Below are 26,267 nucleotides of genomic sequence, written 5' to 3'. Positions count from 1 at the left end.
AACTGCACTTGCAGTCGCGCTGTGCATTGCAACAGTTTTCAATCGATCCAATCAGGCGGCGGCCTCATAAGCCGCCGCGATGGCTGCAATCTGGTCGGCATTCATCATCTGCAATTGCTCAGAGGTGATGGCACGCAGCTGGGTGCTGCTCAGGCTCGACAGATTGGCGGTGCTCAGACCCGCAATGCCATTGCTGGACAGTGCCGCGATATCGCTTGCCGAGAAGGTGGCGAGGTCACTGGCATCGAGCGCCGCAACCTGCGCGGACGAGAGGGCGGCGACCTGCGCGGGCGTAAAGGCCTCGACCTGGGCCAGCGACAGTTGGCCGATAACCGCCGTCGTGAGGCCCGCGATCGCACCGGACGAAAGGGCGGCGATCTGGGTCGTGGAGAGCACCGCCAGCTTGTCCGTACCAAGCGCCGCGACCTGCAGGCTGTTCAGGGCATTGATCTGATCCGTGGTGAGCGCCTCAACCTGGCCAGAGGTCAGCGCCTTCGCCTGATAATAGGTGAAGTTTGCCACCTGTTCCGGCTTCAGCGCGGCAAGCTGCTCGTGATCCAGGCCCGCGACCTGCTGCGTGGTCAGGCCCGCGATAGCGCTGGCGCTGATGGCTGCAAGGTCATCGGTCGACAAGGTCCCGATGGCCGCGGTGCTCAGCGCGCCGATCTGGGCCTCTGTCAGCGCGGCAATCTGGTCCGTCGTGAAGGCATCGACCTGAGCCGCCGACAGATTTGCCACCTGCGATGTCGTCATGGCCGACAAGGTCGCCGGCTTGACGGCGGCAATCTGCGTCGATGACAAGGCGGCAACCGCTGTCGGATGCAGAGCCGAAATCTGATCGGTCGACAGAGCGGCAATCTGCGCCGTGGTGAAAGAGGACACCTGGCTTGCCGTCAACCCTTCCAACTGCAGCGTGCCAAGACCGGCAACCTGTGCGGTGGAAAGTGCGGCGAGCTGTTCGGCCGTCATTGCGGCAATCTGCACAGCGGGTACGCCGGCCATTGCGCTGGCGGAAAGAGCGGCGATGTCTTCGGTCGAGAGAGCCGTCCAGGCGTCGGAACTCAGTGCGCTGAGTTGTGTCGACGTCAGCGACGCAAGCTGCCCCGATGTCATCGCATCCACCTGCGTCGCATCCAGCGCGCCGACCTGGGCGGTGGTGAGACCTGCCACCGCCGCCGTCTTGATGGCCGCGACCTGTTCGAGGCTGAAGCCTGCCACGCCACTGACAGACAGAGCGGCAATCTGCGAGCTTGAGAGGACGGCAACCTGGCTGGTGGACAGTGCCGAAACCTGCGCCGCCGGCAAGGCGCTCATCTGGTCGGTCGTCAGGCCTGCGACCTGGGCTGTCGTCAGCGCCGCAAGCTGCGTTTGGTTGAGCGAACCGAACACGGACGCTGGCAGTCCGGCAAGAGCGGACGGGCTGAGCGCGGCAAGCGAATCGGCAGAAAACTGCTGAATGTTTGCGGTCGTGAGGGCTCCCAGCTGGGTCGACGTGAGGGCGCCAAGCTGAGCCGTCGAGAGCGTGTCAATCTGGTCCGCCGTCAGCGCCTTGATCTGGGTTGATGTCAGGCCGGCCACCGCCTTGGTGGAGAGTGCACCGATCTGTTCATCGGAAAGGGCGGCAAAACTGGTGGCCGAAAGCGAACCCGCCTGTGCGGAGGTCAAAGCGGCAACCTGGCTGGTTGACAGCTGGGCGATCTGGGCGGCGGTCAGCGCGGCGATCTGGCTCGTTGTCATTCCGGCAACCTGCGCCGTGGTGAGTGAACCGATCTTATCGAGCGAGAGCGCAGCGATGGTGTCGGTCGACAGGCCGGCGATCGCAGAGACGCTGAGCGAGGTGAGGTCGCTAGTCGACAGGCTATCGAGACTGTCGGATGGCATTGCGCCCAGCTGCGTTGAGGTCAGGGCGCCGAGTTGCGCGGCCGTCATGCTGCTCAGCTGATCCGCGGACAGCGCTGCAATCTGCGATGTCGTCATGGCCGCAATCGAGGCGGTCGTCAGGGCGCGAATCTGGTCGATGGAGAGAGCTGCGATGCTGTCCGTGGTCAGAGCGGCCACCTGAGCCGTCCCGAGGCTGCTCACCTGCGTCGCGGTCATGGACTCGATCTGACTAGGCGCCAGGGAGGCGATCTGGGATGACTTGAGTGACGCGACCTGCGCCGTAGTCAAAGCTTCAACCTGTTCCGCGGACAATACGGAGAGCTGGTCCGTCGACATGCCCGCCAGAGCCGCGGGCGTGATCGCAGCCAGTTCCTCCAATGTGAACAGACTCAGGCTTTCGCCGTCCAGCGCGCCAAGCTGCGTGCTGCTCATCGCCGCGATCTGCGTCTTGCTCAGCGATTCGACTTGCGCCTCGCTCAGGCCACTCAGCTGGCTCGTGGTGAGCCCGGCGGCGCCCTTGGCACTCAGGGCCGCGATCTGGCCAGTGGACATGGACGCGACCTGGTCCACCGTCAGCGCACCGACCTGGGTCGCCGTAAGAGCAGCCACCTGTTCGGTGGAGAAGGCATTGATCTGATCGGTCGACAATACCGCCATCTGCGCCGTCTTCAGCGCAGCGATCTGTGATGTCGTCAGGGCGCTCAGCTGTTCGACACCGAGGGCCGCAAAGGCGCTGGTGGACAGGGCCGCGATGGCTGCCGTGCTCAAGGCAGCCACACTGCTGGTTGACAGCTGCGCTACGGCATCGGTCGAAAGCTGCGGTGTCTGCTTGGAGGTGAGACCGGCAATCTGGGTCGTGGAAAGCGATGCGATGGTTTCCGCCGTCATGGCCGACAACTGCGCCGTCGTCAGGCCTGCAACGGCAGCTGCCGTCAAGCCGGACACCTGGCTTGTCGTCAAGAGACCGATCATCTCCGTGGAGAAGGCCGCAACCTGGCTTGCCGTCAGAGCCTTCAATTGCTGGCTGGATAGCACCTCGACCTGCAGCGATGACAGCGCGGACACCTGGTTTGCCCGCAAGGCAGCGATTTGCGTGGATGTGAGTGCCGCGACCTGTTCCGTGCTCATTGCGGCAACGCTGTCGGTCGACAGGGAAGACAGCACGCTCGTTCCGATGGCGGCAATCTCGCCGGTCGTGAAGGTCGCAAGGCCAGCAGTGCCGATCGCCTCGATCTGCCGGGCGCTCATCACCTTGATCTGGCTGCTGACCAACGCGTCGATCTGCAGGCTGTCGAGCGCCGAGATCTGTGCGACGGTCAGGCTAACAATGGCCTTCGTACTCAGCGAAGAGACCTGATCTTCCGAAAGCACCTCAATCTTGGTTGAGCCCAAGGCGGCCACCTGAGTGCCACTCAGCACGCTCACCTGGGCGGTCGTCAGGGCTTGCAACTGCTCGGTGGTCAGCGCCCCGACCTGATCGGCCTTCAGGCCCGGGATCTGGCTGGTCTTCAGGCTTGCGATCTGGCTGGTCGTCAGCGCCGCAATCTGACTGGTCGTCAACCCCGAAAGGGATGCCGAGTTGAGCGACGCGATTTCGCTGGTGGTGAATGTCGCGAGCCCGTCGGCGCTGATTGCGGCCAGCTGGGTCGCACTGAAGGCACCGACCTGCGTGGCCGTCAGCGCTTCGACCTGCGACGTTGACAGCGCTGCAATCTGCGCCGTCTTCAGACCGGCGACCGTGGTCCGCTCCAGGGCTGCGATCTGGGCCGTCCCCAACGCGGCGACAGCCTCGGCGGAAACCGCCCCCAGCTGTCCGGCACTCAGGACCCGCATCTGCGAGGTCGCCATCGCACTCAGCTGTGTCGTGCTCAAGGCTGCCATCTGGCGCGTCGAAAGCGCGACAACCTGCTTGGTCGACAGGGATGTGATCTGTTCGGTGGTCAGCGCGGCAATGGCCGCAGTCGACAATCCGGCAAGCGCAGAAGTGCTGAGCGAGGTCATCGTCGACGCGGACAGAGCGGTAATCTTGTCCGAGGTAATTGCACTACCCTGGCTTGCTGTCATGGCCGCCACCTGCGACGCCGAGAGCGCGCCCAGCTGTTCCTGCGACAGCGCCGCGACTTGCGCCGTCGTCATGCCGGGAATGGCTTTCACGTTGATGGCGCGAACCTGATCCGTGCTCAGCGCCGCGATGGACGTCGTCGACAGTCCGGCAAGTTGAGCGGAGGTAATGGAGGTGACCTGCGTGGTCGAAAAACCCGCCAGCTGCGTCGCCGACAATGCGGAGAGCTGCGTGGCCTTCAGGGCGGCAATCTGGGCGGGCTTCAGCGCAGCCAATTGTGCGGAGGACAACGAAGCGAAGGCTGTTGTCGAAAGACCGGAGATTGCAGCGGTGCTGATGGCGGCGACATCGGATGTCGAAAAGGTAGCCAGCCCCGCAGACGTGAAGGCCGCCACCTGTCGCGCGTTGAGCCCGGCGATCTGCGCGGACGTCAGCGCCTCCGCCTGGGCCGTGCTGAGGGATGCAAGCTGCGCCGTGGTGAGCGCCGCCACCTGACTGTTTGTCAGGCTGGCAAATTTGTCGGCCGAGATGGCGGCAATCTGGTCCAGGGTCAAACCGACTGTACCCTTGGTCGAAAGCGCCGCCAGCTGTGTGGTCGTCATGACGCTCACATTTTCAGCCTGGATCGCAGCAACCTGTGCTGCGGACAGCTCCTTCAACTGCGTCGTCTTGAGTGCGGCGATGTCTTCGCTGGTCCACGATGCAATCGTCGTGGGAGACAGCTGCCTGATCTGTGCTGCAGTAAGGGATCCAACAATTGACGTCATGAAGATGTTCTCTTGCCTAGCCTGTCCAACCGAACGGCGCGCCGGTTGAGCACCTTAAAAAAACGACGAGCACGTAGAGGGCCCAGCCGCAGACTAGAAGTTGCTGCTGGAGTGAAGCTGACCTTAAAGAAGCTTTCGAACAGTGACGTGCAGAAAGGCCGCGCGATATTCAGGCGTCCGACAGGATCTCGTCGGCCTCGTCGCGATCCATTCGGAAGATCCGGGCGCCGATCTCGAAGGAAAACCCCTGGCGGGCAAAGGCGGAAAGCTCCTTTGCCTTCTGCTTTTCGTCCACGTCCGCCCGACGAAACGGGCCGAAAGCGCGGCGGCGGGCATAGATCACCGCCGCCTTCAGGTCATCGGTCTCCTGCACCGCCTCGGTTGCGATTTCGCGGTCTATGCCCTTCTGCACCAGTGTCCGGGCAATCGCCTTGCGGGATTTGCCGGCGCGGGCAGAAGACCGGGTGCGGATTTCGGCATAGGCCACATCATCCAATGCGCTGAGCGTGCGGCCGAAGGCGACGGCGGCATCCGCCAGTGCCCTGACCTGTTCTTCGGTGATCGCCTCGAATTTCTGCTGTGCCTTGCGGCTCACCGCGTCGGCAAGCTCCCGCTCCGTCATCATGCGGCGCGACAGCCGGTAGGCGGCAGAATTCTTTGCCCAGGCAAACATGCGCGCGGTCGGTGCTTCCGGCGCGGAGGAAGGGGTGTCGTCATCAAACATCACGGCCTGCTTTAAGCCGAAATTCCGTTGCGCACCAGAGACCGTGTCTTTCGCGCGCTTTCAAGGGGCACGCAGCCTCACGCGGCAAGCACGCTTTCGATCCGGTCCATGCCGCCGACGATCGGAGCAAAGTCCTGCCAGACTGCCTTGGCACCCGCCTGCCAGGTCTCGATCGCTTCCGGCTGCAGCACCTTGCCGCCCTTGGCAGCGGCCGCTTGCATGGAACGGGTCTCGTCGGCAACGATCAACTCGTTGAAATAAAGCGCACCATCGGCCGCCGCTTTTGCGAGAACCGCCTGCTCCGCAGCACCAAGCCCTTTCCAGAAGGAGGCCGCGAAATAGACGACGCCAGCGGCGCGGATATGTGCCGTTTCCGTCAGATACGGCACCACCTCGTAGAGCTTGAACCCGGCATAGGCGGATTTCGTCAGGTCCATGGCATCCGCCACGCCCGTCGACAGCGCATTGTAGGTTTCGGTGATCGGAATGCCGATGGGAGCAGCACCATAGGCGCTCCAGAGTTTTGTGTGCAACGGGCTCTGGATGACGCGGATGCGTTTGCCATTTAACTGCTGCGGGCGGGTAACCGGCTCCTTCGTGAGGAGGTGCCGGGCGCCGTAATCGATGAACCCGCAGGCGACAAAATTCTGGTCGGCGAGCTTCTGCTTCAGGTCCGCGCCCACCGGGCCGGAGACGACGCGACGCAGGTGGCCGGCGTCCTTGAACAGGAAGGGCAGATCCAAAAGCTGCAGCTCAGGCACCCAGCCGGAGAGCGCCGAGACCGTCGAAAGGCTCGCCTGCACGGAACCGAGGCGGCTTGCTTCCGCCACCTCCTTTTCCCCGCCAAGCGCTGCATTGGTGACGACGTTAAAACGAAAACGCCCGGGCAGTTTTGCTTCGACGGTTTCGGCGATCCGCCGCCAAATTTGGGTTTCCGGTTTGTCTTCGGACAAGAGCGAGGCAACCGTGATCATCGTCGTTTTGGCAAGCGCCGGCCGGACAAGAGCGGGCGCCGAGAGGGCAGCGGCGGCAGTGGCAATAAAGGTGCGGCGGGACAGCATGGGGCACTCCTAGACAATCAAGATGAGGACACACAGGATGAAGAGCGCGACGAGAAGCGCCGCGAGATAGGGCAGGACGGCCCGAAAGAGATCTGCCGCCGGCACGCGGGTAACGCCGGACACGACATAGATCAGCATGCCGAGCGGCGGCGTGAGGCCGTGGATCATCAGGTTGACCACAAGCACCACGCCGAAATGCACCGGGTCGATACCGGCTGCGACGGCAACCGGCAGCAGGATCGGCCCGATCAGCAGGATCGCCGCGCCAATATCCAGAAAAAGCCCGACGACCAGCAGCACCAGATTGCAGCTGAGGAGAACAAGCCAGGGACTGCTGCCGAGTGCGTGGACGAGGCCGGCAATCTGCCCGCCGACATCATCCACCGCCAGAAGGAAGGCGAAGGGACCCGCGGAGCCGATCAGCAATCCGATAGCGCCCGCCTCCACCGCCGACTGGCGAAAGGCGTCGACAAGCGGTTGCCGACCGCAGCGTGCCCAGACGGCAAGGCCGAGCGCATAAAAAGCCGCCAGCGCCGCCGCCTCCGTCGGCGTGGCAACCCCGAAGCGGATACCGACGACGACAATGACACCAAGGCCAAAGGCCGGCAGGGCGGCTGCCGCCGCGCGCAGGCGCTCGCCAGCCGTCGCCGGCCGTCCCTCGCCCTTGGTCCGGACGCTGAGATGAATAGCGATGGCAAGGCACACGGCCATCAGAGCGCCGGCCAAGAAGCCACCGGTCAACAGCGCGCCGACCGAAAGATTGGTGGCCGCTGCCAGCAGCAGGAAGGCGATCGAGGGCGGTATCACATTGTCGAGCACCGAGGTCGCGGCAATGATCGCGCCGGCCTGGGCCGGCGTATAACTATTCTTCACCAGTTGCGGCTGGAAGGTCGAGGCGCCGAAGGCGGCATTGGCCACCGATGAACCGGAGGCGCCGGAAAAAATGACGCTGGTGAGAAGCACCGTCTGGGCAAGGCCCGCCCGCCGGTGCCCGACCATGGCCGCGGCAAACCCGACGAGCCATGTCGCCGCGCCGGAGACGGTCAAAAGCGACCCGACCAGCAGAAAGAAAGGGATCGCCAACAGCAGGAATTTCGACATGCCGTTGACCGCCGTCGAGACCAGCGCCGGCTCCGGCAGGCTGCTGCCAAAGGCACCGGCAAGGGAGGCCGAGGCCAGGAAAGCATGGGCAAGCGGTGCCGAGACGAGAAGACCAGCGCCGGCGAGCAGGCCCAGCACAGCGCTCGGCGGCCAGGAGGAGGAGAAATCGACAAGCGGGGTGGCCAGATAGGCCCCTCCCCCCAAGAGCAGCGACAGAAGAAGAGAAGGCAGCCGACCCTCGCTGAGCCGCGACAGGACAAGGATGGCGAGCAGAAGCCCGCCGCCCAGCGCAACGACGGAAAAACGGAACCATTCCGGCAGACCAAGCGCAGGCGACGTGCCCCCCACCAGGCCAATGACCTGCCAGCCACCAAGGAGCAAGGTCAGGCCCGCGACAATGGTGAACACGTCAGCCAGCACCAGCGCCCCGTGCCGGAAGGGCGGCGGCAGGAACCGCAAGCCGAGGTCAAACCGCATCGACAACGGGCCGTTGAGCGCCAGCGGCGCCGCGATCGAGATCAGCGCCAGATGCAGCCAGATGCCAAGCTCTTCCGCGCCGATGAAGCCGCTATGGAAGACATAGCGCAGGGTGACGTTGACGAGCACTAGCAAGAGCAGGACGCAGAGGATCAGGGCGGCGATACCCCCCAAAAACCTCTCCAGCCCTGCCAGCAGTCGCTTCGTCATGGGGGAGACGTCCTTATGCCGGCCACCAGGCGTGGAAATGGTGCACCGGCCCGCGGCCTTGGCCGACGCCAAGCGCACGCCCGGCCTCCAGTGCGGCATGCACATAGGCCTTCGCCACCCGGCAGGCCTCGTCGAGCGGCAGCCCCCTCGCCAGGCCGGCGGTGACCGCCGCAGCCAGCGTGCATCCGGTGCCGTGATCATTGCGGGTCTCGATGCGGGGGGCGGCGAGCGGGATGATGACCTCGTCCGTCACCAGATAATCGATGCTCTCCGCCGTGCGTCCATGCCCGCCCTTGATCAGCACTGCCTTGGCGCCGAAACCAAGGATTGCCTGCGCCTGTGCGATCATCTGTTCGCGGCTTTCGGCGACCGGACGCCGGGTCAGAAGAGCTGCTTCCGGCAGATTGGGTGTCACGATGGTCGCGAGCGGCAGAAGACGTGCGATCAGTGTCTCGATCGCCTTCTCCTGCAGCAACCGATCGCCGGAGGTCGCCACCATCACCGGATCGACCACGACCGGGCCTTGAAAGCCGGCAAGACCATCGGCAATCACGTGGATCGTCTCGCTGCGCGACACCATGCCGATCTTGACGGCATTCACCGCAAGATCGGCAAACACGGCCTGCATCTGGGCGGCGATCATGCCGGGGGAAATATCCTCAACGGCGGTGACGCCGCGGGTATTCTGCGCGGTAATGGCGGTCAGCACGCTCGCACCAAAGGCACCGAGCGCGGAAAAGCTCTTGAGATCCGCCTGGATGCCGGCACCGCCGCCGCTGTCGGACCCGGCAATGGTGAGGGCAATCGCAGTCATGGGCGTCTCTCCTTCAGGCATTGGTCGATTGTGGTGCGAAAGGCGCGGATGGCGCCGGCCGGATCCTCGGCGCGAAACAAAGACGAGATCGCCGCGACCCCATCCGCCCCCGCGGCGATCACATCCGGAATACGGGTCAGCGTGATGCCGGCAATGGCGCCGACCGGCAGCACGGGATTGAGGGCGCGGATCTCGTCGCGGAGCGCCCTCAACCCCTCAAGACCAACCGGCGGATCGGGGTTCACCTTCGACAGGGTTTCAAACACCCCGCCAATGCAAGCATAGTCACACGGCGCGCGACCTGCCCTTGCCGCATCGGCGCTGGTCTTGACCGTCAGCCCGATGATGGCATTCGGTCCCAGCAGGCGTCGCGCGGTCTCTGCATCCATGTCGTCGGCGCCAAGATGCACGCCGTCGGCGCCGCTCGCGAGCGCCACGTCCACCCGATCGTTGATGACGAAGGGAACGCGGGTTCCCGCCAGCACGTCCCGAATGGCCGTGGCGCGGTCGATCATCGTGCGGGTGGAGGCGGTCTTGTCACGATACTGAATCAGCGTGGCGCCAGCCTTTGCCGCCAGAAGCGCAAGCTCATGCAGCGGTGCGAGATCCAGAAGCGAAGCATCGACAATGGCGTTCAGCCGGTCATCAAGCGGTTTCATGATCGATCCTTGCATATTTCGAGAGGTCTTCGCCGTCGAGTTCGGCCAGCGCATCGAGAAAGGCGGGTTCGAAGGAACCCGGCCCCCGCGCCTCCACCGCCGCATGTTCGGCGGCCACACCGGTGGTGGCGAGTGCGGCTACGGCCGCCTTCAGCGCGTTCTTCTCGACCGCCAGGAAAGCGGCGATGACCCCGCCGGACAGGCAGCCGGTGCCCGTCACTTTCGCCATCAGGGGATGGCCGTTGTGGACGACCACATGCACCGGGCCATCCTGCAGATGATCGACCGGGCCGGTTTCGATCCTGAGGCTTGCCTGCGTGTCGCCGATCAGCGCCATCTCCGCCCTGTTGCCACGCACGACTGTCGGACCGAGCGCGATCAGTTCACGCGCGAAAGCCAACCGCCCCGGCGAATAATCGCAATGCACGGGATCGAGAATCCAGGGCTTTCCTGCGGCATTCGCCACCTCGACCGCCAGCCGGATGACCTTGCGGCGTTCCTGGTCCAGCGTGCCGAGATTGATCGTCAGCGCATCGGCCTTGGCCACGAAATCGGCAATCTCCTCCAACGATGAGGTCATGGAGGGAATGGCACCGACGGCCGTGATGCCGTCAGCGGTGAATTTCTGCACCACGGTGTTCATCAGCGCATGCACTCGGGGCCGTCTTTCCCGCACCCGCTGCAGCAGATCACCCGCATCGGCGGCGCTTGCTCGTTCGATGATCTCGTTCATTTCAACTCCACGGCCAGGTCATCGACCTTCGGTGCCTCGGGGATCAGCTTCGCTTCGGCCATGAACTGACCGAACCGCTCGTAGCGGCCCCGGTCCAAGGCTGCCGGACGCTTGGCAAAACGCGGCAGGGTGTCGAAGAAGGCCGTCTTGTTCAGCTCGTCATTCAGGTTGGGATAGGCCTTGATGAACAGCTCCCAGCCCTGCTGCGGATGGTTGGTGATGAAGATCGCCGCCTTTTCCACCGCGTCCAGGAAGCGCGGCAGGCGCTTGTCACCGGTAAGATCGGTGCGGGTCACGTAGATCAGCTCGTCATAAGCAGGCACCCCGTGCTCCTCAGGATAGAAGGCCTTTCCGATATGACCCTCGAGGCGCATCTGGGTGAGTTCGAAATTGCGGAAACCGCCAACCGTCGCATCCACCTGTCCACCGATCAGCGACGGGGAAAGCGAGAAATTGACATTCACCAGGTCGATCTTGTCGGCCGCCACACCTTCGGAGGCCAGCATGCGCTGCAGCATGACGGTTTCGAAACCGGTGACGGAGAAGCCGATTTTCTTTCCGGCCAGATCCTTCAGGCTCTTGATCGGACCATCCGCCAGCACGGTGACCGTGTTGAGCGGCGTTTCCACCAACGTGCCAAACCGCTTGAGCGGTACGCCCGCGGCATGATCGAGATAGAGGTTCGGCTGGTAGTGAATGCCGATATCGGCCTGGCCGGTGGAGACCAGCCGCGGAACGGCAGAAGGGTCGGCCGGCGGGATGAGCTCCACCGCAAGCCCCTCATCCTTGAAATAACCGAGCTCTTTCGCCACCACCATCGGCGCGTGGTCGGGATTGACGAACCATTCGAGGAGGACGGAAAGCTTGTCCTCCGCCTTTGCGGCAAGCGGCACAAGGCTGGTGATCAGGGCAAGGGTCGTGGCGGCGAGAAACCGTTTCATGAGGGCAATATCCTTCGAGACAGGGGAACGGATCGGAATGACTGCACCTCTTCACGCGCCCAGGGGGCAAGACCGGCGGTCAGCCGATCGACGAGAAGGCGCAGGAGAACGGAAAACAGCGCCAGCACCAGCATGGCGGCAAACAGCTGGTCGGCCTGCATGCGGGCATTGGCCTGGATCATGATAAAACCGAGCCCACCGGCGGCCCCCACCCATTCGCCCACAACCGCACCGAGGGGTGCGAGCGGCGCGGCGACCCGAAGGCCGGAAACCAGCGACGGCAAAGCGAGCGGCAGGCGGATGCGGGTGAGGATCTGCCAGTGGCTTGCTTGCGTCAGCGAGGCGGCATCAAGAATGTCGCGATCGGTCCGGTTCAGGCCATCGGCAAAGGCGGAGGCAACGGGGAAGAAGATGATGATCACCGTCATCACCACCTTGGACGCGAGGCCAAAGCCGAACCACAACACCAGAACCGGCGCCAGCACAAAGACCGGCAGCGCCTGCAGCACCAGCACGACCGGCCAGACGAACTGGCCAAACCTTGGCAGGGCGGCAACAAAAAGAGCCGTGAGAAAACCGAGTAGGCTGCCGACGACCAGCCCGGCCACGACTTCCGTGGCCGTGATGAGCATATGATGCGCCAGGAACGCCGGCTGGCGCAGGAAGACCTGCGCGACGGCGAGCGGCGACGGCAACAGGTAGCGCGGCGGTTCAACGAGAACCACCACCGCCTGCCAAAACATGATCAGACCGGCCAGAGCCAGGGCCGCTTGCGGCATTCGCATGGCGTCAACCGACGCTCATCGAAGGTAGCGTCAGGATGACCAGACTGCCCGAGGCAGCAACAAGAACGATGTGCATAATGATCTCCAAACCTTTCAGTGCGGAGATCCAGGCAAAGCGGAGAAGAGAAAGTGCGCGAAGGCGATCACGAAGGCTGTTGCGCGTTTCCGTTCCTACGCCGGCATGACCCGGATCAGGTTCAAGGGTCCGGCTCACCGCCATCTCAGCATCGTCACGATGCCCCCCTCGGAATGGCGTGAACTTCGTGCAAAGCGGGACAGATGTCAACGCCTGTGGTTAATTCCGCGAGAATGGACCGGGAACATTGCCGGGCGCCGGTTGCCGGTCTAGAACGGCGCATGGCCTTCAGGTTCGTTCACACTGCCGATCTTCACCTCGATTCGCCGCTCCGGTCGCTGTCGCTGCGCAATGCCGATCTGGCTGGCCTGATCGGGGATGCCACACGCCAGGCGCTGGTCCGGATCGTTGATCTGTGCCTGGAGGAACAGGTCGATGCGCTGGTCATCGCCGGCGACCTTTACGACGGCGAACAGACCTCGATGAAGACCGCCCGTTTTCTGGCAAGCCAGATGCAGCGGCTTTCCGAGGCGGGGATCGCCGTATTCAAGATCCGCGGCAATCACGACGCGCTGTCAAAGATCACCCAGGAATTGGTGCTGCCGCCATCGGTGAAGATCTTTTCCGGTCGCGCCGAGGCGGTGGAACTCGTGCGCGGCGGGCTGAATATCGCCATCCACGGGTTGAGTTTTGCCAAACCGCAGGCGCCGGAAAGCCTGTTGCCCAAGTTCAAGGCGCCGGTGGCCGGTGCCGTCAACATCGGCATCATGCACACCAGCCTTGCCGGTGCGCCGGGCCACGATGCCTATGCGCCCTGCGCGGTTGCCGACCTGCACGCCTCCGGCTTCGATTACTGGGCGCTTGGCCATATTCACCAGCGCACGCACCATGCCGGCGAAAAAACTGTCATCATGCCCGGCATGCCGCAGGGGCGCGACATAAACGAAGCCGGCGAAAAGACCGTCTCCCTGGTGACGATCGGCGATGACGGTTCGGTACGGGTGGAGGAGAGGTTGACCAGCCTTGCCCAGTTCGCCCGCGTGACCGTGGATATCTCCGAGGCGTCCGACTGGCGAGGATTGGTGGACCGGATCGGCGCCGCGCTGGAGACCGAACGGGAGCGGACCCGCTCGGATCATCTGGTGGCGCGGTTGCGGCTGACCGGGGCCAGCACACTCGCCTTTGCCATCCGCCGGGATTTCGACCTCTTGCAAGCGGAGGCCGAACAGCGGGCAGAACGCGCCGGCCAGGCCTGGATCGAAAAGCTGGAACTGGACCTGTCGGCTGCACCCAGATCCGCCCGCAATGCCACGACCGTGGACCCGGTGCAGGAACTCAGCGCGCTGATGCGCGAGGATGTCACCGCGTCTGAGGCCTTTCGCCAGGAGGTGCGCGACATGGTGCAGGGCCTGCTTGACGATCTGCCGCCGGAAAGCCGCCGTTTTGCCGGCCAGGACGAGGCGGCGCTCGATGCCTTCGTGGACGAGATCATCCGTGACGGCAGCGAAGACCTGATGGCACGGCTTTCCGCCGCCACGGACGAGACCTCCTGATGCGGCTCAGACGGCTCGATCTCACCCGCTATGGCAAGTTCACCGATCACGCGATCGATTTCGGTCCAGAGGTGGCAGGCAGTCCCGACCTGCATATCGTCTACGGGCTGAACGAGGCCGGAAAATCCACAGCCTTTTCCGCCTATCTCGACCTCTTGTTCGGCATCCCGGAACGCAGCGCCTACAATTTCCTGCATGCCTACAATGCGATGCAGATCGGTGGCGTGCTGGAGTTCGGCGGTGAAACGCATGAACTCGTACGCCTGAAACAGCGCGCCAATGCACTGCTCGACGGACGCGGCCAGCCGGTCAACGAGGCGCTGCTGGCCTCTGCTCTCGGCGGGCTTTCGCGCGGCAGCTACCGCACCATGTTTTCGCTGGACGAACATTCTTTGCGCGACGGCGGCGAGGCGATCGTCGAGAGCAAGGGAGATCTCGGCGAACTTCTGTTTTCCGCCAGCGCCGGCCTGGCCGATGTCAGCACAGTGCTGACCGCTGCATCCGAGGAAGCCCAGCGTTTCCACCGCAAACGCGCCCGCAACACGCAGCTTGCCGAGTTGAAACAACAGCTGGCAGCACTGAAGGCCGAACGCGATACAATCGACACCTTCGCAGCCACCTATGCATCGCTGGTCGCAACCGAAGCCCAGGCGCAAAAGGCCTATGAGGAGGCACTGTCTGAAGGTGCACGGGCGAAAGGGAGGTTTGCCCGTATCGACGCGCAGTTGCGGGCACTGCCGCTTCTGAAAGATCTCGAACGGCTGTCTGGCGAACTACTCGCATTGCAGGATCTGCCGCGCCCGCCACGGGAATGGAGTGCGCAGCTTGACGCGTTGATGCGCGACGAAACGCGGCTTTCCACCCAGATGGCCGGTCTTGTCCAGACAGCCGAACGGCTGGACGGCGAGATTGCCGGCATTGTCGTTGACGAACGCCTGCTTTCCGCATCCACCGAGATCGAGGCGCTGGAAGAAGGCCGCGCCCGTTTCCGCACGGCCGAAAACGACCTGCCGAAACGACGTCTGGCGCTTGCCGAGCAGGAAGCAGCGCTTTCCGAAGCACTGAAAGCGCTCGGCCAGCCGGGCCATACGGACCCATACGCACTGATCCTGCCGGCGGCACTGACCGCACGGCTGCGCGATCTCATCGAGGCCCGCTCCGGCATTCTCACCCGGCTGCGAACGGCCGAACGCGAGGACGAGCGGGCGCAGCAGGCCCTGGCGGCCTGCAAGGACACCACACTCGGCGAAGAGGAGACCGAACCGAACGTCCAGGCGCTGCGCCGGCTGGAAACGCTGCTGGCACGACTGCAGAAAGGCGAGCGCCAGGCGCTGCTGGCCATGGAACAGCGCGCCGAGACCCAGCAGGCGGAGCAGGTGGCCCGCGCGCTGGACACGCTGCGGCCCTGGATGGGCAGCGTTGAGGAACTGGAGCGGCTGGAATGCGCCGATGCGCGACAGATCGAGCGCTGGAGGACGCAGGCCGATGACCTGGAACGTCGCCTCTCGCGGCACAAGGAGCGCCAGCGCGACATCGAGACACGGCTGGCGGAAATTGCTGCCCGGTTGCGGATGATCGAACAGCAGGGAGAGCCCATTGATGACGGCGCTGCCGCCGAAGCCCGGGCGCTGCGCGAAGCGGCATGGCAGGCGCATGTGGCGACCCTCAATGGGGATACCGCTCAAAAATTCGAGGAGACATTACGCGTCGATGACCGGATCGGCGAGGCTCGCCTGTCACGGGCCAGCGATCTGGCCGAGCTTCGGCAATTGCAGCAGGACCAAGGCCTGCAGACAGCCCTTTTGGCACGCGAATCAGAACTTGCGAAGGCGGCCGAAGCGGAACTGGCGACGCTTGGCCGTTCGATCGGCTCGGCCATTCCTTTTGCGACCGATGAACAGCCGGATATATATCGTCTGCTATCGGGGCTGGAAAACTGGTCCGCTCGGCGTATGCAGTGTCTATCGCTGGCTGTGGAACTGGATGGCCGTCGGCAGCGGCGCGCGGCACTGGCTGAAGAGCTGGCAAGCGAGCGGCGGGAGCTGGAACTGGCGCTCGCCGATCTCGGCTGGACGCTCGGCGGCGGCTCCGATCTTAACCGATTGATCCAGTCGGCCTCCGACCGGCTTTCGGACGCGCTCGATCAGCGGGCACGGCGAGAAGCCCATGAGGGGCGGCTTGCCGACCTGACGCGTGAAAGCAAGGCGCGCGAGAGAGACCTGTCCGAAGCCCGCAAAGCGGATGGGCTCTGGCAGGAGGCCTGGACGGAGGCGCTTTCCGCCACCTGGTTTGCCGAAGAGCGGGAGCCTTCGCCGGTTCGCGCCATTCTCGATGCCCTCTCCGGCCTACGTGCCATCTTGCGCGAGCGCGACCAGATGGCCCAGCGCATCGGCCTGATGGAACGCGACATGGAGCGATTTGCGGCCGATGTGGAGCGGGTCTCGACCCTGACAGGACTTTCCGCCAACGCCTCGCCGCTCGATCTTGCCGAGCAGATGACGCGCCTCAAGGCACGAGCCGAACGCGACCTGCTTCAGAAAGAGGCCAAGGAGGCGGAACGCACCGCCCTTCATCAGGAGATCGCGGGTCTAAAAGGCCGCATCGCCGAACATGCGGCGCGCCGGCAGGAGATGACGCGTTTCTTTGACGTCGAAACGCTGGCCGAGGTCAGCCAGCGTATGGAACAGGCCGCAGAACGCGACCGGCAGGAGCAGAGGACACGGGAACTGGCCGCCCAGTTGCTGGCAAGCGTGCCGGGAGACGACCTCGAGACAATCAAGGCGGAGCTTCGCCAACTCGATCCGGAACAGATGGCCGGTGAGGCTGCAGAACTGAAGGCGCGCATCGAGGATCTCGACCAGCGCAGCCGCCAGCTGTTCGCCGATCTCACCCGCGCCAAAGACCGGCTGGCCGCGGTGGGTGGCGATGATGCGGTGGCACGCCTGGAGGCGAAACGCACGACGATCCTGATGGAGATCGAGGATCTGGCTGTCCGTCATCTGAGGCTGAGAGCCGGCACGCTGGCAGCCGAACGGGCACTCTCCATCTACCGGGAAAAACATCGCAGTTCGATGATGCAGCGCGCATCCGAAGCATTTTCGCAGATCACCCGCGGCGACTATTCCGGCCTCGCCGCCCTGCCGGACCGGGACAAGGAAATCCTGATCGGCGTGGCGAAGGATGGCGCATCAAAGCTTTCGGATGCCATGTCGACGGGCACGCGTTACCAGCTCTACCTGGCGCTCCGACTGGCGGGCTACGAGGAATTCGCCGCCGTGCGCCCGGCGGTCCCCTTCGTCGCCGACGACATCATGGAGACCTTCGACGAGTTGCGCTCGGAAGAAGTGTTCCGCCTGTTCGGTGAGATGGCGAAGCTCGGCCAGGTGATCTATCTCACCCATCACCGGCATCTCTGCGACATCGCGAGACAGGTGGTGCCGGGCGTGAAGATCCACAACCTGTGACGGCTGATGCTTGTTTGCTGATCAAAAGTCCCAAGGGTTGACGAGAACAAGGCCGCAACCCTGAAAATCGCCTACGTTACGGGTGGCAAGCCGTCCGCCATGCAATTGAGCAATCGCTGCGATCTTCCATCGGGGGCGGTCATTGTCCGACCGTGCCGTGCGGCTTCGCCCATGAGTGCGCCATAGGCGAGAGCTGCCTCTTCCGTAAAGGCAAAAATGCGATCGGCGAAACGCCGGCGCCAATCGCTGAGGCTTTGCTCCAACCGATCGGCGCGCTGATCGGGGCGAATCTTGCTAATGCCCTAAGCGATCTAACCAATAACGACGGAAGACAGAGCTATTTCTGCGTCGTGCAGAAGGAGCCACGCCATGACGGCTTCCGAGGGAGCTTTCTTCAGTGTTTCTGAAATGACATTCGTCTCCAGAAAGATCAAAGATCGATCCCTGCGTGACGGCTGCGTTCGCTACGAATGATCTCGTCCAGATCGATATCAACGCCAGCTTGGCTGGTTAGCCGAGCATAGAAGACAGCCGCCGGCTCGCGACCGGCCTCTCGTATTTCGTAGGATTCCAGCGCCCGCTCAACGATGTCGGCGATTGACCGGTTCTCGCGGCGCGCCAACCGATAGGCCAGGTCTCGTGCTTTGGCACTGCGGACTGAAAGTTGTGGTTCGGCCATCGGGCTGCTCCTTCTGACCTCATAATACAAAAACTTCGTAAGCCATCAAGCTGGCAATAGCCGGCAAGCCTGCTGATCAGGCCACAGCTTCCCTCCGTACGGATGCAGCACGCCTTGCAAGCTCGCCTTCTGCATGTGCCATCATCAGCGGGCCGACGCCCTTGATGTCGTCATCGCGCAAGGTTTCGGAGAGGTAATAGGCGGGCGTGCCATCGCGATAATTGCCATCGAAACCGCCGAGACCTGCCACACAGCAGATTTTTTGCAGCACGGTGCGGCCGGATCGATCCGGCCCCATGGCATGCTGGGCAAGGCTTGCCGCCGCCTCCGCACCAATCCGCCCCGCTTGCCCCCGCAATGCCGAGCCGCGCGGCTTTCAGGAAGGCATAGGCGAACATGGCCGTGGCGGAGCTTTCGGCATAATTGCCCGGAAGCGCCGGCTGATCGATCACCTGCAGCCAGCGGCCATCCGTGGTGCGCAGGCCGGCAAGGACCGTCAGCAGCCTGGAAAGCCGCGCCGTCAGATCGTCGCGTCCCGGCCCCGCCGGCAGTGCCTCCACCATATCGACCATGGCCATGGCAAGCCAGCCGATCGAGCGGCCCCAATGGGCGGGCGACAGGCCGGTTTTCGGATCCGCCCAGGCCTGCAGCCGCGCCTCGTCATAGCCGTGGCGATAGAGCCCGCTCGGCGCATCGAAGGTCAGGTTCAGCGCGGTCAGAATTTCGGTAAGCGCCTGTTCGCCAAGCTGCGGTTTTCCGGCAAGGGCGCCATATTCCAGTTTGAACGGCAGGGCCATATACAGCCCATCGAGCCAGACCTGGTGCGGGTAACGCAGCTTGTGCCAATGCGGACCCGCATCGACGCGCGGATGCGTCTGCAGCTGTTTGGCCAGCAGATCGGCGGCCTTGCGATAGCGGACGTCGCCGGTCCTGCCGACCAGGTAAACGAGCGCCCGCCCCGGCAGGACATTGTCGATATTATATTCGGTGATCGTATAGCCGGCGAGTTCGCCCTGTGCATCCACCTGCCCGTCGACCAGCCGCTTCAGATGTCGATACCAGCGTTCCTCTCCGGTTGCCTCATGGAGCGCAATGAGGCCGCGATAGAGGCAGCCATCCTCGTAACACCAGCTTCCGCCCTTGTAATGGCTGTAGTCCCGCGCATAGGCGTCGAAATAATCGGTGATGCTCATCGTCGTCATACAGCAATACTCTGTGTGGCATGGGGAAGGTGAATGCCGGTGCGGCGCAGAAAGCTGGCGTTCTCCGCAATGATCCCGGCATGGCGCATCGGTTCGAAACCGCAGGCCATGTCCGGCACATCCGGCTCAGCATCCGGATCGAAGCTGATCCGGTAGTTTTCGATGGTGATCCCGGTGATCGGCGCTTCCGGAAGCCCGTAGAAGGCAGCGGCTGCCACCACGACATTCTCTGCCACGACGTTGCGGATGGTGATGCCGGAAATCTGCGGTGTTGCATCCGTGACCGGCAGCGGCTGGCGCGACTGCACATAATCGGAACGGCCATCGGCATCACATAAATAGAAGCTATTGATCACGAGCGGCGTCGCGACCCGGTCCATCCGGCACGCTTCCAGCAGGATGCGTTCCACACGTCCGCCACGGCCACGGCGGGTTTTGACGCGCAGCCCCCGATCCGTCTCACACAACTCGCAACGGCGCACCGTCACGTCGCGCACGCATCCGCTCATCTCGCTGCCGATGACGACGCCACCATGGCCGCGCTCCATCCGGCAGTTTTCCACCGTGATGCGCTCGCAGGGCTGGTCGAGCCCGCCCTTCGGATCACGTTTACCGGCCTTGATCGCGATGCAGTCGTCACCCACCGAAAAATGGATCCCGGCGAGGTGAACGTCGCGGCTGCATTCCGGGTTCAGCCCATCCGTGTTCGGAGACAACGGATCGTTCTGGATCGTCAGCCCAGCGGCGAGCACGTTGCTGCAGAAGACCGGGTGAATGGTCCAGGAGGGCGAGTTTCGGACCGTCAGGCCTGTCAGGGAAAGGGTGTCGCTATGCGAAAGAAACAGCGTACGCGGGCGCCGGGCGCCATTGCGGGTCTCCTTCGGCCATGTCCACCAGTCGCCGCGGTCTCCGCCGCCGTCGATCGTGCCGGCACCGGTGATGGCGAGGTTGCGGCAGTCGAGTGCCGTGAGCAGGCTGGCAAAACAGGGCTCTGCCACGCCTTCCCAGGTACCCAGCACCCGGCCGTCCTCATGGCGCGCCGGCAGGATCTTATAATGCGAGCGGTCGGCATGCCCGGCCAGCACGGCGCCTTCCTCCAACAGCAGAACCATGTCGCTCTTCAGGAAGATCGGCCCGCTGCGGAAGACCCCGCCTGGAATCCTGACTGTCCCATGCGGCGGCAATTGGTCGATCGCGGCCTGGATGGCGGCGGCGTTGTCGTCCACCTCGGGCGAGGCCCCGCAGTCCGTGATATCGATCAGCCGGCTTTCGGTCTTCGTCGAGAAAACGAGTCGATCACCACCCATGTCGAGCACATACCGTGTCTGCGGCTGAAGCCCGTGCAGGGTCGTGACGACGCTGTCTGCTTCGCCCTCAGCAACGAGGCCGCCATCCTGTGTCTGAAGCGTCCAACCGATCGCTTCTTTCAACGAAAAACAGTGCTGATCCGCATCGAAGCTGACGCTGGCGGTACGGGTCGTCGCGGCCAGGAGCGCGAGGGTGGGCATTCCAAACTTCCTTGTCATGGGTAAGGACGGCAGCCCCCGGCGTGACCCCGGGAGCCGCCAGGTTCGTCAGAACTTCTTCAAAACGTCGTTCACGCCATCGATGATCTGCTCGGCAGCTTCCTTGGAATCGAGCTGCTCATAGGCGTATTCCTCCAGCGTATCGAGGAAGACCGCGCGGATCTCCGGATGCTCGTTGAGCGGCGACACTGTCGGGCCCGTGGCCTTCATGATGATGTCGTGTGCCGCCACGATCTGCGGTTCGATCTTGCCGGCATCGGTCAGCATCTTGGCCGCGATCTTGCTCGCCGGCAGGCCGCGCGAGGTGCCAAGTGCGGTGATGCCTTCCGGTTCGTTCAGCAGGCAATTGATGATCTGGGCTGCCGCTTCCGGGTTCTTCGAGCGCTTGGAGATAGAGAACACCATGGACGGCTTGCGGTAGACGCCTTCCGTCTTCGCATCGGCATTTTTCAGGATGCCGACCGGCTGCAGAACCTGGCCCTTCAGCGGATCGGCATATTTCGAGAAGGTCGAATCCCACTCATAAGAGCCGGAGATGCGGCCATCCGCCCATTTCGGGCTTTCGAAGAGGTTGAGGTTGCCCTCCGCCGCATTGTCCTTCTGCGACACGACGACGCCTTCGGTGACCATCTTGCCGTAGAAATCGATCGCCTTGGCAAGTTCCTCCTGCGTCCAGGCCACCTTCTTCGTCGCCGGATCGACCAGATCCTTGCCGGTGTTCTGCGTCGCGTAGAGCGAGATCAGCAGCACCGCCGTCTCCTTGACGGCGTTCATCGGATAGGCGTCAGGACCCACCTTCGTCTTCAACTGTTTGGCGGCGGCAAACAGCTCGTCCCAGGTTTTGGGAACGGGAACGCCGGCCTTGTCCAGCGCCGTCTTGTTGAACATGAAGACGCGGCCCGTGGTGGAGACCGAAAGCCCGTTCAGCTTGCCGTTCATCGAACCGGCCGCCAGTTCCTCCGGTGCCCACTGGCTGAGATCGATGATCTTGCTGTACTTGCTCAGGTCGGCAAAACCGTCGCCCTTGATCGAGAAGAGCGGCAGCCACGGCCAGTTGATCTGCATGATGTCGGCCTCGGTGCCGCCGGCGATCTGGGTCGTCACCTTTTCCAGGTGGCCGTCCCAGCCGGTGAATTCGGCCGCCACCGTGTGGCCGTGTTTGTCGCCGCAGGCCTTCAGCGCCGCTTGCGTTGCCTTGTGGCGGCTGTCACCACCCCACCAGGACATGCGCAGATCGGCGGCGCCCGCCGTTTGTGCAAGACTGGTGGCGGCCAGCGCCGTCGCCAGGAAAAGTTTCGTCAAAGTCATGTCATTCCTCCCGAACATGCTTAGTGGATATCGGCCAGGGAGACGTTCTCCCCGGTTTTGCGGTCGAAGAGATGCGCCGTCTCCTGGCTGGGGGCCAGGCGGACGAGATCCCCGTTGATCTTGCTGCGGTCGTAATGCGTGGCAGACACCACCACGATCATCTGCTGCCCCTCGACATTGACGTAGAGGTAGACCTCGTGGCCCATGAACTCGACATGCGACACGCGCCCGGCGAGCGCATTGGTCTCATCCGCACCGACCAGCGAAAAATGCTGCGGACGCACGCCGAAGGTCAGCGCCGAAGCGATCTTCGGGCTCATCCGGTTCAGCATCGCCGGCTCCAGCGTCAGGCTTTGCGAGCCGATCGACAGCGTGCCGCCGGACAGATCCGCATCGACCAGGTTCATTTCCGGGCTGCCGATGAAACCGGCGACAAAGGCATTGGCCGGCCGGTTGTAGAGCGTCACCGGATCGGCCACCTGCATGATACGGCCTTCCTTCATCACGCAGATCCGGTCGCCCATGGTCATGGCTTCCGTCTGGTCATGGGTGACGTAGACGACGGTCGACTGCAGACCGTCGGCCTTCAGCTGCTTGTGCAGGTCGGTGATGCGCACGCGCATCGAGGCGCGCAGCTTGGCATCGAGGTTCGACAACGGCTCGTCGAACAGGAAGACCTGCGGTTTTTTGATCAGCGCGCGGCCGACGGCGACGCGCTGTGCCTGTCCACCCGAAAGCTGTTTCGGCAGGCGCTCCAGATAGTCGCCGATCTCCAGGATATCGGAGACATCGCGTGTCGCCTGCTCGATTTCTTCCGCGGGACGACGCTTGAGGCGAAGTCCGAAGGAAAGGTTCTTGCGCACCTTCATATGCGGATAAAGCGCATAGTTCTGGAACACCATGGCGATGCCGCGTTCGCCCGGTGCCTTGTCGTTGACGAGGCTGTCGCCGATGCGGATCTCGCCGCCGGTGACGCGTTCCAGCCCGGCGATCATGCGCAATGTCGTGGATTTGGCACAGCCGGACGGGCCGACGAGGACCATGAACTCGCCATCGGCCACGTCCAGGTTGATCCCGTGCACGGCTTTGAAGCCGCCATAGTCTTTTTCGAGGTTTCTGAGCTGCAGACGAGCCATGACTTATCCTTTCACGCCACCGGCGGAGATGCCTTCGATGAAGTATTTCTGGGCCAGGAAGAACACGATCAGCGCCGGCATGATGGTGAGCACCGACATGGCGAGGATGCGGTTCCACTCGAAGGCTTCGGTGGTATCGATCGAGAGTTTGAGCGCCAGCGACACGGGGAACTTGTCGACCGACGAGATGTAGATGAGCGGTCCGAGGAAGTCGTTCATGGTCCACATGAACTGGAAGAGGCAGACCGAGATGAGCGCCGGAATGAGCAGCGGCACGACGATGAAGATCAGCACCTGCCAGGTATTGGCCCCATCGACGCGGGCCGCCTCCTCCATGTCGCGCGGGATGGCGCGCAGGAACTGCACCAGCATGAAAACGAAGAAGGCATCGCCGGCAAAGGCCGAGGGAACCCACAGTGGCAGGAACGTATCCAGCCAACCGAGATCGCGAAACAGCAGATATTGCGGAATGCGGGTGACGACATTCGGCAGAAGCAGGGTGGCGATCAGCGAGGCAAACAGGATCTTCTTGCCCGGAAAATCGAAGCGGGCAAAACCATAGGCAACCGCCGTGCAGGAAATCGCGGTGCCGATGATCTTTGGCACAACGATCAGGAAGGTGTTCCAGAAGAAGTGACCGAAGGTGTAGGGCGTCGAGGTCTTCCAGCCGTTGACGTAGCCGGAGGTCGTCGGCTCCTGCGGGATGAAACCGGCGCCGGCGAAGATTTCCGAATTCGGCTTGAACGAGGCGCCGACCAGCCAGATCAGCGGATAAAGCATCAGGAGACCGACGAGCGTCAGCACGCCATAGCGGAAGATCGCGCTGAAGAGGTGACGGCGGCGCTGGGCTTTGAGGATGCGCTCAGCCTCCTGGTCGACGGCGAGAGCGGGGGAAAGAACGTGATCGGCCATGGGATTAGCTCCTCTTGTCGCCGGCGTAATAGACCCAGTGGCGCGAAGACCAGAAGGCAATGACGGTGAGCACCATGATGATGACGAAGAGGACCCAGGCAATCGCCGAGGCGTAACCCATGTCGAAGCGCTTGAAGGCCTCTTCGTAGATGTAGAGCGGCAGGAGATAGGTGGATTTCAGAGGTCCGCCCTGGGTGATGATGTAGGGGCCGTTGAACTCCTGGAAGGCCTGGACCATCTGCATGATCAGGTTGAAGAAGATGACCGGCGTGATCAACGGCATGGTGATGTGCCAGAAGGTGGCAAACTTGCCGGCGCCATCGATCGAGGCCGCCTCGTAGAGCGACTTGTCGATGCTCTGCAGCGCTGCCAGGAAGATCACCATGGCCGAACCGAACTGCCACAGGCGCAGGAGCGTGATGGTGAACAGCGCATTCGTCGGATCGCCGAACCAGTTGACCGGTTCGAAGCCGATGGCCGCCAGCGCCATGTTGACGATGCCGACATCGGCAAAGAGATAACGCCACATGACCGCGATCGCGATCGAGCCGCCGAGGATCGACGGCACGTAGAAGGCCGTGCGGAAGAAGTTGATGAACTTCAACTTGTAGTTCAGGATGACGGCGATGAAGAGCGCAAAAGCGAGCTTCAGCGGCACGGTCGTGAACACATAGACCAGCGTGACCCACAGCGACTTGCGGAAGGTGCGGTCGCCGGTGAACAGCTTCCAGTAATTGTCGAGGCCGGTGAAGACCGGGGCGCTCATCAGGTTGTAGTCGGTGAAGCTCAGGTAAAAGGACGCGGCGAACGGCAGCGCCGTGAAGACCATGAGCCCGATGATATAGGGCGACAGATAGACGAGCCCGAGGAAGCGGTTGTCTCCGCTCATGCGGCAACTCCCTTCCACAGTTGATCATGCGATGCACGCGACAAGAGGACACCGGGTTTCTGGATGTCATACATATTTGAGGCGGTGGCCGCGTTGCGAGGATACGAGTGGCACGCCGGCGCCACGGATGGCACTGTGCGTGCGGCTCGTGCAAATCGGGTCGCAGCAGCCGAATTCAGGATTTCAAATTTCTGCATCTTGGTATCGCGGCAAAGCGAATGGGCGGGCACGTTCATGCCGCGCCTCCTCCCAGCTTTGCCTTGCTCCTCCCATTGAACAGGCGATGGAGCTGGTGTTTTCCATCGTTGCCGGCTACTATCTTCCGCAGCCGCCCAGAAGAGAATAGAGGCTTCCGGACAAAAAGATGGATAAAAACGAACAAGGCCCATTGGCCGCCATTCCGGTTCAGGCGCTCAATCTCACCCTGACCCGTTCCACCATCAAGATGCTGCATTCGCCGAGTTGGCGGATCGACAAGACCAACTCGGTGCACGATCTTGTCATATGTCTTACAGGGTCCGCCGAATATGAGATCGCCGGAGAACAGCTGACGGTGGAGCCGGGATATGCCATGCTGATCGAAGCAGGCACCCGGTTCGTCGGTCGCGCCACCTCGAGCGACCTCTACACGGGGTTCGCGCAGCATTTCACGCTGGACGTTTTCGGCCGCGTCGACCTCATCTCGCAGATGGAATTACGGCGTGCGGTGCGCCTGCCCCGCTGGGACATGCTGCAGCAGATGGCGCGGCATTACCGGGAAAGCGTGCCGCTCTCTTCCACCACGCTCGCCCAGCACCACCTCTTCATGGTTTTCCTCATCGAATATATCGAGGCGGCTTTTCTCGGCTGGCGACAGCAGCAGGAGGCAAGCGTCGACAATCCGGATGCGCTGTCGCTAGCCGTGATGGTGGCGGCGAGCCGGATCGCGGCCGATCCGCTGGATGATGAGATCGTGCCGAAGGTGCTCGGCTCCGTGCCCTACAACCAGGATTATTTCCGGCGCGTGTTTCGCCGCCAGGTGGGCCTGACGCCGACGAAATACCAGGAGTTCAAGCGCATGGAGCGGGCGATGGGGCTGCTTGCCGGCGGGCGCTCGGTCAAGCAGACCGCCGCCGTCGTCGGCTATAGCGACAGCTACTATTTCTCGCGCATGTTCAAGCACTACATCGGGGTGAGCCCGGCGGGTTATAAGGCCGCCGAAAAACGGCATCGCGACGGCCAGTTTCCGCGTGGCGAAGAGGATGGGCTGGTGGTCTATCCCATCCTGTCGCGCAAGCGCGATGCAGAGGATGATGCCGCCTGAGCGG

20 protein-coding genes, 1 pseudogene and 1 riboswitch are annotated in these 26,267 nt (G+C 63.1%); of the genes and pseudogenes, 3 read left to right on the top strand and 18 right to left on the bottom strand.

Going from position 1 to position 26,267, the window contains the following annotated elements:
* Nucleotides 1-51: 51 nt before the first annotated feature.
* The 9 genes from OU993_RS13535 to OU993_RS13495 all read right to left on the bottom strand — a co-directional run bounded on the left by OU993_RS13535 (nt 52) and on the right by OU993_RS13495 (nt 12,215).
* Nucleotides 52-4,710: a beta strand repeat-containing protein gene (locus OU993_RS13535; protein WP_268158194.1), complete on the bottom strand. Its 4,659-nt coding sequence runs from the start codon at nt 4,708-4,710 to the stop codon at nt 52-54.
* A gap of 169 nt (nt 4,711-4,879) precedes the next feature.
* Nucleotides 4,880-5,434 (bottom strand): recombination regulator RecX, encoded by a 555-nt coding sequence (gene recX, locus OU993_RS13530; RefSeq protein WP_268158192.1) that lies wholly within the window; start codon nt 5,432-5,434, stop codon nt 4,880-4,882.
* A 77-nt stretch (nt 5,435-5,511) separates the two neighbouring features.
* The gene (locus tag OU993_RS13525) at nt 5,512-6,495 is read right to left on the bottom strand and encodes a TRAP transporter substrate-binding protein (RefSeq protein ID WP_268158190.1); all 984 of its coding nucleotides are present in this window, start codon (nt 6,493-6,495) and stop codon (nt 5,512-5,514) included.
* 9 nt (nt 6,496-6,504) lie between these two features.
* Nucleotides 6,505-8,283, bottom strand: coding sequence for a TRAP transporter large permease (locus tag OU993_RS13520; protein ID WP_268158188.1), 1,779 nt, complete (start codon nt 8,281-8,283; stop codon nt 6,505-6,507).
* A 13-nt stretch (nt 8,284-8,296) separates the two neighbouring features.
* Complete coding sequence (thiD, locus tag OU993_RS13515) at nt 8,297-9,097, bottom strand: bifunctional hydroxymethylpyrimidine kinase/phosphomethylpyrimidine kinase (RefSeq protein WP_268158186.1); 801 nt, start codon at nt 9,095-9,097, stop codon at nt 8,297-8,299.
* Entirely contained in the window at nt 9,094-9,756 is a 663-nt protein-coding gene (thiE, locus tag OU993_RS13510) for a thiamine phosphate synthase (protein ID WP_268158184.1), read from the bottom strand. The genes thiD and thiE overlap by 4 nt, the downstream gene beginning before the upstream one ends.
* Complete coding sequence (locus OU993_RS13505) at nt 9,743-10,489, bottom strand: hydroxyethylthiazole kinase (RefSeq protein ID WP_268158182.1); 747 nt, start codon at nt 10,487-10,489, stop codon at nt 9,743-9,745. Before OU993_RS13505 ends, thiE begins: the two co-directional genes overlap by 14 nt.
* Nucleotides 10,486-11,430 carry an ABC transporter substrate-binding protein gene (locus OU993_RS13500; protein ID WP_268158181.1) on the bottom strand — a complete coding sequence of 315 codons (945 nt, stop codon included), beginning with the start codon at nt 11,428-11,430 and terminating at the stop codon, nt 10,486-10,488. Before OU993_RS13500 ends, OU993_RS13505 begins: the two co-directional genes overlap by 4 nt.
* Entirely contained in the window at nt 11,427-12,215 is a 789-nt protein-coding gene (locus OU993_RS13495; protein WP_442792960.1) for an ABC transporter permease, read from the bottom strand. The genes OU993_RS13500 and OU993_RS13495 overlap by 4 nt, the downstream gene beginning before the upstream one ends.
* 151 nt (nt 12,216-12,366) lie before the next feature.
* A riboswitch (TPP riboswitch) is annotated at nt 12,367-12,470 on the bottom strand.
* 102 nt (nt 12,471-12,572) lie between these two features.
* Here OU993_RS13495 and OU993_RS13490 point away from each other — a divergent pair.
* Both OU993_RS13490 and OU993_RS13485 read left to right on the top strand, forming a co-directional pair.
* On the top strand, nt 12,573-13,844 hold the full coding sequence (locus OU993_RS13490) for a metallophosphoesterase family protein (RefSeq protein ID WP_268158179.1): 1,272 nt from the start codon (nt 12,573-12,575) through the stop codon (nt 13,842-13,844).
* Nucleotides 13,844-17,308: an ATP-binding protein gene (locus OU993_RS13485; RefSeq protein WP_268158177.1), complete on the top strand. Its 3,465-nt coding sequence runs from the start codon at nt 13,844-13,846 to the stop codon at nt 17,306-17,308. The genes OU993_RS13490 and OU993_RS13485 overlap by 1 nt, the downstream gene beginning before the upstream one ends.
* Before the next feature lie 21 nt (nt 17,309-17,329).
* Here OU993_RS13485 and OU993_RS13480 read toward each other — a convergent pair.
* The 9 genes and pseudogenes from OU993_RS13480 to OU993_RS13440 form a co-directional block, all read right to left on the bottom strand.
* Nucleotides 17,330-17,742 (bottom strand): annotated as a pseudogene (locus OU993_RS13480) (type II toxin-antitoxin system VapC family toxin).
* Nucleotides 17,739-17,987: a plasmid stabilization protein gene (locus tag OU993_RS13475; RefSeq protein ID WP_268158175.1), complete on the bottom strand. Its 249-nt coding sequence runs from the start codon at nt 17,985-17,987 to the stop codon at nt 17,739-17,741. Before OU993_RS13475 ends, OU993_RS13480 begins: the two are co-directional and overlap by 4 nt.
* 170 nt (nt 17,988-18,157) lie before the next feature.
* A complete protein-coding gene (locus OU993_RS13470) occupies nt 18,158-19,189 on the bottom strand; it encodes a glycoside hydrolase family 88/105 protein (RefSeq protein WP_326493842.1) in 1,032 nt (343 codons plus the stop codon).
* Nucleotides 19,186-20,697 (bottom strand): polygalacturonase PglA, encoded by a 1,512-nt coding sequence (pglA, locus tag OU993_RS13465; protein WP_268158173.1) that lies wholly within the window; start codon nt 20,695-20,697, stop codon nt 19,186-19,188. Before pglA ends, OU993_RS13470 begins: the two co-directional genes overlap by 4 nt.
* 66 nt (nt 20,698-20,763) lie before the next feature.
* Nucleotides 20,764-22,023 carry an ABC transporter substrate-binding protein gene (locus OU993_RS13460; RefSeq protein WP_268158171.1) on the bottom strand — a complete coding sequence of 420 codons (1,260 nt, stop codon included), beginning with the start codon at nt 22,021-22,023 and terminating at the stop codon, nt 20,764-20,766.
* 20 nt (nt 22,024-22,043) lie between these two features.
* The gene (locus OU993_RS13455; protein WP_268158170.1) at nt 22,044-23,159 is read right to left on the bottom strand and encodes an ABC transporter ATP-binding protein; all 1,116 of its coding nucleotides are present in this window, start codon (nt 23,157-23,159) and stop codon (nt 22,044-22,046) included.
* A 3-nt stretch (nt 23,160-23,162) separates the two neighbouring features.
* Nucleotides 23,163-24,071: a carbohydrate ABC transporter permease gene (locus tag OU993_RS13450; RefSeq protein WP_268158169.1), complete on the bottom strand. Its 909-nt coding sequence runs from the start codon at nt 24,069-24,071 to the stop codon at nt 23,163-23,165.
* Between the two features lie 4 nt (nt 24,072-24,075).
* The gene (locus OU993_RS13445) at nt 24,076-24,960 is read right to left on the bottom strand and encodes a carbohydrate ABC transporter permease (RefSeq protein WP_268158167.1); all 885 of its coding nucleotides are present in this window, start codon (nt 24,958-24,960) and stop codon (nt 24,076-24,078) included.
* Nucleotides 24,957-25,196 carry a hypothetical protein gene (locus OU993_RS13440; protein WP_268158166.1) on the bottom strand — a complete coding sequence of 80 codons (240 nt, stop codon included), beginning with the start codon at nt 25,194-25,196 and terminating at the stop codon, nt 24,957-24,959. Before OU993_RS13440 ends, OU993_RS13445 begins: the two co-directional genes overlap by 4 nt.
* A gap of 128 nt (nt 25,197-25,324) precedes the next feature.
* On the opposite strand from OU993_RS13440, the gene OU993_RS13435 reads away from it, so the two are divergent.
* Complete coding sequence (locus OU993_RS13435; protein ID WP_268158165.1) at nt 25,325-26,263, top strand: helix-turn-helix domain-containing protein; 939 nt, start codon at nt 25,325-25,327, stop codon at nt 26,261-26,263.
* Nucleotides 26,264-26,267: the final 4 nt, after the last annotated feature.

The organism is Rhizobium sp. SL86 (genome assembly GCF_026672545.1).
Lineage (GTDB): Bacteria > Pseudomonadota > Alphaproteobacteria > Rhizobiales > Rhizobiaceae > Neorhizobium.
Note: the sequence above shows the minus strand (reverse complement) of the source record. Positions and strands in the feature narration are given on the sequence as shown.

What these genes read in the sequence shown, in the direction of transcription:
- OU993_RS13535 (WP_268158194.1), bottom strand. Translation starts at nt 4,710, where the DNA reads ATGACGTCAATTGTTGGATCCCTTACTGCAGCACAGATCAGGCAGCTG.
- recX (WP_268158192.1), bottom strand. Translation starts at nt 5,434, where the DNA reads ATGTTTGATGACGACACCCCTTCCTCCGCGCCGGAAGCACCGACCGCG.
- OU993_RS13525 (WP_268158190.1), bottom strand. Translation starts at nt 6,495, where the DNA reads ATGCTGTCCCGCCGCACCTTTATTGCCACTGCCGCCGCTGCCCTCTCG.
- OU993_RS13520 (WP_268158188.1), bottom strand. Translation starts at nt 8,283, where the DNA reads ATGACGAAGCGACTGCTGGCAGGGCTGGAGAGGTTTTTGGGGGGTATC.
- thiD (WP_268158186.1), bottom strand. Translation starts at nt 9,097, where the DNA reads ATGACTGCGATTGCCCTCACCATTGCCGGGTCCGACAGCGGCGGCGGT.
- thiE (WP_268158184.1), bottom strand. Translation starts at nt 9,756, where the DNA reads ATGAAACCGCTTGATGACCGGCTGAACGCCATTGTCGATGCTTCGCTT.
- OU993_RS13505 (WP_268158182.1), bottom strand. Translation starts at nt 10,489, where the DNA reads ATGAACGAGATCATCGAACGAGCAAGCGCCGCCGATGCGGGTGATCTG.
- OU993_RS13500 (WP_268158181.1), bottom strand. Translation starts at nt 11,430, where the DNA reads ATGAAACGGTTTCTCGCCGCCACGACCCTTGCCCTGATCACCAGCCTT.
- OU993_RS13495 (WP_442792960.1), bottom strand. Translation starts at nt 12,215, where the DNA reads ATGCGAATGCCGCAAGCGGCCCTGGCTCTGGCCGGTCTGATCATGTTT.
- OU993_RS13490 (WP_268158179.1), top strand. Translation starts at nt 12,573, where the DNA reads ATGGCCTTCAGGTTCGTTCACACTGCCGATCTTCACCTCGATTCGCCG.
- OU993_RS13485 (WP_268158177.1), top strand. Translation starts at nt 13,844, where the DNA reads ATGCGGCTCAGACGGCTCGATCTCACCCGCTATGGCAAGTTCACCGAT.
- OU993_RS13475 (WP_268158175.1), bottom strand. Translation starts at nt 17,987, where the DNA reads ATGGCCGAACCACAACTTTCAGTCCGCAGTGCCAAAGCACGAGACCTG.
- OU993_RS13470 (WP_326493842.1), bottom strand. Translation starts at nt 19,189, where the DNA reads ATGACGACGATGAGCATCACCGATTATTTCGACGCCTATGCGCGGGAC.
- pglA (WP_268158173.1), bottom strand. Translation starts at nt 20,697, where the DNA reads ATGCCCACCCTCGCGCTCCTGGCCGCGACGACCCGTACCGCCAGCGTC.
- OU993_RS13460 (WP_268158171.1), bottom strand. Translation starts at nt 22,023, where the DNA reads ATGACTTTGACGAAACTTTTCCTGGCGACGGCGCTGGCCGCCACCAGT.
- OU993_RS13455 (WP_268158170.1), bottom strand. Translation starts at nt 23,159, where the DNA reads ATGGCTCGTCTGCAGCTCAGAAACCTCGAAAAAGACTATGGCGGCTTC.
- OU993_RS13450 (WP_268158169.1), bottom strand. Translation starts at nt 24,071, where the DNA reads ATGGCCGATCACGTTCTTTCCCCCGCTCTCGCCGTCGACCAGGAGGCT.
- OU993_RS13445 (WP_268158167.1), bottom strand. Translation starts at nt 24,960, where the DNA reads ATGAGCGGAGACAACCGCTTCCTCGGGCTCGTCTATCTGTCGCCCTAT.
- OU993_RS13440 (WP_268158166.1), bottom strand. Translation starts at nt 25,196, where the DNA reads ATGAACGTGCCCGCCCATTCGCTTTGCCGCGATACCAAGATGCAGAAA.
- OU993_RS13435 (WP_268158165.1), top strand. Translation starts at nt 25,325, where the DNA reads ATGGATAAAAACGAACAAGGCCCATTGGCCGCCATTCCGGTTCAGGCG.